The 7,277-nt window shown below is 71.6% G+C and carries 9 protein-coding genes; 3 read left to right on the plus strand and 6 right to left on the minus strand.

The genetic code is table 11. From position 1 onward, the window contains the following. Positions 1-85 precede the first annotated feature (85 nt). Entirely contained in the window at positions 86-862 is a 777-nt protein-coding gene (locus ACWGH4_RS11200; RefSeq protein WP_453458603.1) for a hypothetical protein, read from the plus strand. 25 nt (positions 863-887) lie between these two features. Here ACWGH4_RS11200 and ACWGH4_RS11205 read toward each other — a convergent pair whose 3' ends face one another. The 5 genes from ACWGH4_RS11205 to afsQ1 all read right to left on the minus strand — a co-directional run bounded on the left by ACWGH4_RS11205 (position 888) and on the right by afsQ1 (position 4,977). Then, positions 888-1,088: a PspC domain-containing protein gene (locus ACWGH4_RS11205; RefSeq protein ID WP_453458606.1), complete on the minus strand. Its 201-nt coding sequence runs from the start codon at positions 1,086-1,088 to the stop codon at positions 888-890. 93 nt (positions 1,089-1,181) lie between these two features. Then, positions 1,182-1,769, minus strand: a complete 588-nt coding sequence (locus ACWGH4_RS11210; protein ID WP_453458609.1) for a VanZ family protein — start codon at positions 1,767-1,769, stop codon at positions 1,182-1,184. A 115-nt stretch (positions 1,770-1,884) separates the two neighbouring features. After that, on the minus strand, positions 1,885-2,574 hold the full coding sequence (locus ACWGH4_RS11215; RefSeq protein ID WP_453458612.1) for a hypothetical protein: 690 nt from the start codon (positions 2,572-2,574) through the stop codon (positions 1,885-1,887). 59 nt (positions 2,575-2,633) lie between these two features. Then, positions 2,634-4,268, minus strand: coding sequence for an ATP-binding protein (locus tag ACWGH4_RS11220; protein WP_453458615.1), 1,635 nt, complete (start codon positions 4,266-4,268; stop codon positions 2,634-2,636). A gap of 31 nt (positions 4,269-4,299) precedes the next feature. Further along, positions 4,300-4,977: a two-component system response regulator AfsQ1 gene (gene afsQ1, locus ACWGH4_RS11225; RefSeq protein ID WP_175257369.1), complete on the minus strand. Its 678-nt coding sequence runs from the start codon at positions 4,975-4,977 to the stop codon at positions 4,300-4,302. Positions 4,978-5,158: 181 nt separating this feature from the next. Here afsQ1 and ACWGH4_RS11230 point away from each other — a divergent pair, with 181 nt between their 5' ends. Continuing rightward, positions 5,159-5,899: a SigE family RNA polymerase sigma factor gene (locus tag ACWGH4_RS11230; protein WP_453458618.1), complete on the plus strand. Its 741-nt coding sequence runs from the start codon at positions 5,159-5,161 to the stop codon at positions 5,897-5,899. Positions 5,900-6,117: 218 nt separating this feature from the next. On the opposite strand, the gene ACWGH4_RS11235 is transcribed toward ACWGH4_RS11230, so the two are convergent. Next, the gene (locus ACWGH4_RS11235) at positions 6,118-6,756 is read right to left on the minus strand and encodes a uridine kinase family protein (RefSeq protein ID WP_441263852.1); all 639 of its coding nucleotides are present in this window, start codon (positions 6,754-6,756) and stop codon (positions 6,118-6,120) included. 118 nt (positions 6,757-6,874) lie between these two features. Here ACWGH4_RS11235 and ACWGH4_RS11240 point away from each other — a divergent pair, with 118 nt between their 5' ends. Continuing rightward, on the plus strand, positions 6,875-7,231 hold the full coding sequence (locus ACWGH4_RS11240) for a hypothetical protein (protein ID WP_453458622.1): 357 nt from the start codon (positions 6,875-6,877) through the stop codon (positions 7,229-7,231). The last annotated feature ends 46 nt before the right edge of the window (positions 7,232-7,277 follow it).

A 7,277-nucleotide genomic window follows, 5' to 3' on the forward strand; every position in this document is an offset into this window, starting at 1 on the left:
GCCGGCCCACGGACCGGCTGACGTCCGTGGGGCGCACTCCCGAACCGGGTGTGCGCCCCACGGCGTTTGTGCCAGGATCGCCGCCATGCGAGCCAAGACCGGCCAGATCACCGCGTTCGGCGCCGTCTGCGCGCTGCTCCTGACCACGGCCGCCTGCACGAGCGGCGACGACGAAGGGCCAGGCGGGTCCCAGGGGGCACCGCCCTCGGGAACGAGCACCGCGCCCGGCGCCGCGACAGACACCGGCAAGGGCGGCGGCAACGGCGGTGACGCCTCCGTACCGTTGACCGCGCCGGAGCTGGAGCGTGCGGCACTCACCACCAAGGACCTGACCGGTTTCCAGGTCTCCACCGGGAAGAGCGCCCTCGCCGCCTCGGGGCAGCCGACGGCCGACAAGACGCCGTGTCAGCCGCTGGCCGACGCCATGGGCGACGAGCCGGACGGGCGCGCCCGGCACACCGTCAACCGCGGCCTCGGGTCGCTCGACGACCTCGGCCTCGCGATCTCCGCTTCGCTCAGTTCGTACGGCGAGACCGACGCGAAGAAGCTCATGGACGGCCTCGAAGCGGCACTCGCCGCCTGCGGCGCCGGCTTCGCGGCGACGCTCGACGGCCGCGGCGCCTCCTACCGCGAGGTGAGGGCCGCGCCGCTCACCGTCCGGGGCGGTGACGAGACGGTGGGCTGGACCACGGTCGCCACCGGCGAGCACGGCGCGTCGCCCGTCCATCTCGTCGTCGTCCGCAAGGGCGCGACGGTCGCCCGCTTCATGGCGTTCGACCTCGCGGGCCGAAAGCCGCCACGGGTTCCCGGGGCCGTCGCGGACAAGCAGCTGGCGAAGGTCGCGCAGGTGCTCGCAGGCTGACGGCCCACGACTCCCGGGAAGCGGGTCACCAGGCGCCGGCGGCCGGCTTCTCGGCGGGCAGCAGCATCCACAGCGCCAGGTAGAGCAGGAACTGCGGGCCCGGCAGCAGGCAGGAGGCCACGAAGATCACGCGCATCGTGGTGGCGGACGTACCGAAGCGCCGGGCCAGCGCTGCGCACACTCCGCCGATCACACGTCCGTCACGGGGGCGGGCAATTGCGGCCATGGTGGGCTCCTTCACGAGAGCTGTCGCCGGGAGCCTCTCTGTGTGCTCCCGATGACTCCATGGTGGCTTCGCGAAGGGGTACGAAGCGTCGCTCTACGGGGCGATCCCGACCCTGGGAATCGTCGGGGTCGCCCCCTGAGAGCCCTCGTCCCTGAGCACGGCCCCGCGTCGTACCTCGCGACCCTGGCCGCGCAGCGCGGTCCCGCCGTTCGTACGCAGCAGCCTGCGGCGCAGCCGGGCACGGCCCGCGGGCACGACCGCGAGGTGGGCGAGTGCCACACCGGTGGTGTTCAGCAGGAGCGAGTCGATGTCGACGACCTGACCGGGCACCCCCGTCTGCAACAGCTCGATGCCGAGCGAGAGCAGGGCGCCGGCCGCGACCGTACGGGCGAGGGACGCCCACGGGGACACGGCGAGACGGCCGCTCGCCATCGGCAGCAGAACCCCGAGCGGCGCCAGCAGGAGCAGTCCGCCGCCGATGTGCCGTGCGGCCTCGACGGGTCCCTGCTCCAGAGCGGCCTTGATCCCGGCCATGGGTTCCAGGTTCGCCGCCGTCACCCACATCACGTCGAGTGGTCGCAGCGTCAGCCAAGAGACGAGCAGCAGATGGGCGAGGAGGAGGACGACGCCCGCCACGCGGAAGCGAATGGCGGCACTGCCGCCCGAACCTTGACGCTGCACGCACCCCAAGACGCACGCCCGGCGGGAATCGGTTCCGCCGTTGTTCCGAGAGGGTGAGCGAAGCCTCCTGCCGGGTCCGGGCCCGCGTCGCGGGCGAGGTCCCGCGGCGGACTTCCTACCGGGCGGGCGAGCCCGGTGAGGGCAGCGTGTCGAGCGTAGGCACCGCACCCTCCGGCCGTTCCTTGGTCCGCGTCGAGCACACATAGGCGTGCGGCGCGTAGTCCCCGGGACCGCCGAGCACCACGGCCCCGCCGGCCTCCGCGGCCCTGCTCTCCGCCAGGGTGCACACGATCTGGGCGAGGGCCGGTGTCGGCAGGTCCTCCGGCTGGCGGCTCAGCCGCAGGGTGCCCTCCGGATCACCCTCCCTGGCGCCGTTCACCAGCAGCGGCCCCCGCACGTACGTGGTGAAGCCCGCTTCCTGCTCCGGCGTGGACGGGTCCCTCAGCAGCTCGTCGATGAGCGCCTGGGCGAACTCGGGCGCGCTGTCGGCCGCCTTGCTCTCGGAGATCCTCGCCGTACGGTCCACGGCCTCCAGCTGCGAGGCGCACACCAGGTGGACGCGGACGGGTACGCCCTGCTCCTCCGCCTGGGGGGCGATGCTGCCGCCGGACACCTCGCACGGCACCCGCGAAGGCGCGGCCCCGGCGTCGACAGGCACCTGGGTGGTCCTGATGCCGCAGCCCGCGAGCGCGAGGGAGCCGGCGAGCACGACCAGCGCCGAGAGGGCCCTGCGGGCGCCGGTGCCCGTACCCCTCACCGGACGCGCCCGGTTCCCGCCGTGCTCCTGGCTTCCCGTCCGTGCCATGACGCGTTCCCGGCTTCCCGTCCGTGCCGTGACGCCTACCGCTTCACCGCCGACCGCTGTCACAGCGTGTCTTCCTCTCCCCGCGGGCGGTTGTCGTCCGCCGCCGCGCGGCCGTCGGCGCCCGTTGCCCCAGGAGCGTCCGCGTCGCCCGTGCCGACCGCCTCGCAGTCGGCGATCGAGGACCCGTCGCGCGGCAGCGTCAACACGAAGATGGCGCCGCCCTCGGGCAGGTTGGCCGCGGTGATGTCACCGCCGTGGATATGGGCGTTCTCCATGGCGATGGACAAGCCGAGTCCACTGCCCTCGGAACGCGGCCGTGAGGCGCTCGCCTTGTAGAAGCGGTCGAACACGTGCGGCAGGACCTCCTCGGGGATGCCGGGTCCGTGGTCGCGCACCTCGATGACCAGCTCGCCGTCGAGGGGCCTGACGGAGACCCGCACCGGCGAGCCGCCGTGCTTGAGCGCGTTGCCGATCAGGTTGGCCAGGATCACGTCGAGCCGGCGCGGGTCCAGCCGCGCCATGATGCCCCGCTCCGCGTCCAGCTCCACCGCGTCCAGCCAGGCACGGGCGTCGACGCAGGCGGTGACCTGGTCGGCGACGTCGACCGTGTCCAGCACGAGTCTCGCGGTGCCGGCGTCGAAGCGGGTGACCTCCATCAGGTTCTCCACCAGGTCGTACAGCCGGCGGGTCTCGCTGACCACGAGGTTCACGGCAGGCGCGATCATGGGGTCGAGGCTGTCCGCCTCGTCCTCGAGCACCTCGGTGACCGCGGTGAGCGCTGTCAGCGGCGTGCGCAGTTCGTGCGACATGTCGGCGACGAAGCGGCGGCTGGACTCGTCGCGGGCGCTCATGTCGGCGACCTTCTTCTCCAGCGACGCGGCGGTCTTGTTGAACGTCCGCGCCAGCTCGGCCAGTTCGTCCGTGCCGGAGACACGCAGCCGGGTGTCGAGCTTGCCCTCCCCGAGCTGCCTGGCCGCCTCGCCCAGCCGGTGCACCGGCCGCAGCACGGTCGTCGCGGCCGCCTGTGCGAGCAGCGCGGAGCCGACCAGGGCCAGCAGTGTCGCGATGCCGAGCGACCAGGCGAGCGAGTTGAGGTCCTGCCGCTCCTGGTCGAGGGACTTGAACATGTAACCGGTCGGCCCGCCGCCGACGATCCGGGTGCCGCCGACCAGATACGGCTTGCCGCCGCGTTCGGTCCGCTGCCAGTAGAGGTGGTAGGGCACCGTGTTGCCGGCGCCGACCTCCTGCCGTTCGTCGACCGCGTCCTGGAGCGACTGCGGGACGTCCTCCTTGGTGAACATGTCGGGGTCGGACGCGCCGACGATCGGCTTGCCCTCCGCGCGCTCACCGATGAGGAGCACGCTGTAACCGTTGCTGCCGTTCCCCATCTGCTCGGCGACGCGCTGCAACTCGTCCTGCGTGGGTCGCAGGGGCAGCGTCGCGGCACGGTTCTGCATGTCCTGCCGGAAATCGTCGAGGGCCGCGTCCTGCGTACGCGTCAGCACCGCTTCGCGGTTGAGCCAGTACGCGATGCCGGACGCGGACACGGCGGCGGTGAGCGCGACGAGCGCGAACACCACCACCAGGCGCAGCCGCAGGCTCGTCAGGCGGATTCCGGTGAGTATGCCGCGCCGTGGAGCGCCGTCGCCGTTCGTCCCGTCACTCTTCGTGCCGCTGTTCGTGCCGTCGTTCACCGAACGGTCCCGCCCGCACTGCGCGTTCCGGTCACTGCGGGACGTCCAGCCGGTAGCCGACGCCACGCACCGTACGGATCAGGGTCGGTGAGGACGGTACGTCCTCCACCTTCGCCCTCAGCCGCTGCACACACGCGTCCACCAGGCGCGAGTCGCCGAGATAGTCGTGCTCCCACACCAGCCGCAGCAGCTGCTGGCGTGACAGGGCCTGACCGGGGCGCCGGCTCAACTCCAGGAGGAGACGCAACTCGGTGGGCGTCAGCTGCAGATCCTCCCCGTTCTTGGTGACCGTCATCGCGGAACGGTCGATCACCAGCGAGCCGAACGTCGCCGAGTCGGTGGACTCCCGCTCGCCACGGCGCAGTACGGCGCGGATACGGGCGTCGAGGACCCGTCCCTGCACCGGCTTGACGACGTAGTCGTCGGCGCCGGACTCGAGCCCGACGACGACGTCGATGTCGTCACTGCGGGCGGTCAGCAGGATGATCGGCAACTGGTCGGTGCGCCGGATACGGCGGCAGACCTCGAAACCGTCGATCCCGGGAAGCATCACGTCCAGCACGATCAGGTCGGGCCGCTGCTCACGCAGCAGTTTCAGGCCGTCCTCGCCCGTCGCCGCGGTGGCCACTCGGTGGCCCTGGCGTGACAGCGAGAGTTCGAGGGCCGTGCGGATGGCGTCGTCGTCCTCGATCAGCAACAGGAAAGGCACGGGGGTCATTCTGGCCCATGGGGAGCCCCAGTTCGACTCCCAGTACCCCGCAGGCCCGTACTCACACCACTTCTTTCCTTGTGACGCGCCTGTGACAGTCGGCGGACACCGCGATGAAAGAGCCTTGGCAAGCTTCTTCTCACACGAACGGAAACAGACTCCACTCGACGGGGGGCGCGAGATGAACGCACTGCACAGCACCACCTCAAGCGCAGTTGTGACGCGTCTCCACGACGTCGCGCGGAGCACCGAGAAGTCCGGCGCCGTGAACGGGCGGGGGTGCGTTCGCGGCGCCGGGCGTCAGCACAAGCCGCCGTTCATGGCGGTGGTTGACGCACCCACGAGGGAAAGCGGCGCCGCCTACGGTGAGCCGAAGCCGGCGGGGGAGCGGACGTCCTGCTCCGAGGTCGAGTTCACGGCCTACGTCCAGGAGCGCCGGGCGTCCCTGTACGCGACCGCGTACCACCTGACCGGTGACCGGTTCGAGGCGGAGGACCTGCTCCAGAGCGCCCTGTTCTCCACGTACCGGGCCTGGGAGCGGATCAGCGACAAGGCCGCGGTCGGCGGCTATCTGCGCCGCACGATGACCAACCTGCACATCAGCGCCTGGCGTCGGCGCAAGCTCAACGAGTACCCCACGGAGGAGCTGCCGGAGACGGCGGGCGACACCGACGCGATGCGGGGCACCGAGCTGCGCGCCGTCCTGTGGCAGGCGCTCGCCAGGCTTCCCGAACTCCAGCGGACGATGCTGGTCCTTCGCTACTACGAGGGCCGCACCGACCCGGAGATCGCGGAGATCCTGGACATCAGCGTCGGCACGGTGAAGTCGAGCATCTGGCGGTCGCTCCGCCGGCTGCGCGAGGACGAGGTCCTCAGCTTCGGCCGTGACGAAGAGGAGTCCTTCGGCGAGCTGGTGGCCTGAAGGCAACGGGGGAAACACGGGGGAAGTACGGGGGCTGCCGTTTCGGGGGAGACGGCAGAGACCGCTGTTTCGGGGGAGACGGCGGGAAGGATCCACGGGGGACACGGGGATCCACGCGAAAGAAGGATCCACGGGGGAACGGGGATCCACGGGGGAAAACGGAGTGGGGCCGGGCAGGCCGGGGGGTTCTGTCCGGCCCCACTCCCATGTCCTGGGAGCTAGACGGGCTGCCGCGCCGAGGGCAGCCGGCAGTGGCCGGCCGCCGCGGCCGCGAGGCGGCCGAGGGCCTCGGCCTTGCCGCAGGGATGCGCGCCCAGGCCCGCCTGGCGCGCCACGATGCCGCGCTCCGCGCGCATCAGACGCCACCCGCGCCGCAGCAGGAACGGCACGGACTTGCGCCCCTCGCGCAGATCGCGCGCGAGGCGGCGGCGGAACGTGGTGGAGGGCCGGCCGCGCAGGCACAGTGCGTCGGCGAGGACGCCCAACTCCTCACAGCGCCGCACGATGTCGGCCGCGAAGATGCCTTCGGCGACGAACAGCGGTGTGCGGTCGATGTCCAGCGTCTCGGTCCCGGTGCGGGAGCTGGTGGCGATGTCGTACACCGGTACAGCGGTCCGGCCGCTGCGGCAGAGCTCCGCTATCGCAGCCACCGCGGCGTCCGCGTCCCAGGACGAGGGCGAGTCCCAGTCGATGTCGGTGCTGCCCGTCACCAGGGGAAGCGTCGGGTCGTTGCCCTCTTTGTAGAAGTCGTCCAGGCGCAGGACCGGCAGGCCGGTACGGGCGGCGAGAGAGGACTTTCCGGAGCCTGAGGGGCCCGCGAGCAGCACGACGCGGGTCGGGATGGGTTGGGAACTCACGGGAGACAAGTGTGACGCATCCAGCGGCTCCCGGAACCCCCTGGAGCTCCGGTTGGTACGAGCATCACACGACCGACCACTTTCCGTACGCGCACGATCACTTGATGGGATGGAATCCATGGCTCGTCACGCAGCTTCCAGGAACAAGCGCCGCGCAGTGCTGCGCGCCGGACTGACCGTCGCCGCGGCGGGAGCCGCGCTGGGCGCGGGCACGGCGGCGGCCAGTGCGGCCGTGCCGGTGGAGACGGCCACCGGGCTCGTCACGAACTCGGTGAGCGGTGTGGGCGAGCTCAAGAGCCTTCAGCTGCACCCGCTGGCCAACACCGGTGTGGACCCGCTCGACAACGCGATCGGCACCCAGGTCGCCGACTTCAAGCCGGTCAGCACGGCGGTGGCGACGGACAACATCACCAGGGGCCAGGCGATCGAGGACCTCCCGGTGGCGGGGCCGGTCGCCGCCTCGCTGCTGCCGTAGGGCATTTCGTCCGGAACGGGCCGGACGCACGGGGAAGCCCCCCGCC

This window comes from Streptomyces sp. NPDC054847 (genome assembly GCF_053610925.1).